This is a genomic window from Neisseria sp. P0001.S005 (genome assembly GCF_051963715.1).
This window is the reverse complement of record NZ_JBQCTZ010000730.1, coordinates 1-380: the sequence shown is the minus strand read 5'-3', so window position 1 is coordinate 380 and position 380 is coordinate 1. Positions and strand designations below refer to the sequence as shown.

The 380-nt window shown below is 48.7% G+C and carries 1 protein-coding gene; it reads left to right on the top strand.

All coding sequences use genetic code 11. The annotated features are described in order from the left end of the window. Positions 1-380: replication initiation factor domain-containing protein (locus tag ACTHSP_RS22595; protein ID WP_440347082.1), on the top strand; the 380-nt coding region annotated here is incomplete at both ends.

Sequence of the window (380 nt, the reverse complement as noted above, 5' to 3'; positions counted from 1 at the left end):
TTCGGCATTACCCGAAAATGCAAGTCCAAAGGTAACAAGTTTTATGAATCCATGTACCGGCTCGGATCGGAAGATGTCGATTACGGAGAAGTCCATTATGGTGGCCAGCGGGATACCGTTTTGATTGAGCTGAAAGGCGTCGGGTGCAATCTCGCGCAAGCGGGTTGGGAAGCGCGAATGAAGCAGTTTTTAGATGAAGCCGTCCGACCCAGAATAACCCGAATCGATTTGGCATTGGATTTTTTCGATGGAAGCTATACACCTAATCAGGCACTGTTAGACCACGATAACGGCTTTTTCGATAATCACAATATGCGCCCGAAGTCCGAGACAGTCGGGTCAGCATGGCGTAAAGAAGACGGCACAGGTAAGACGTTCTA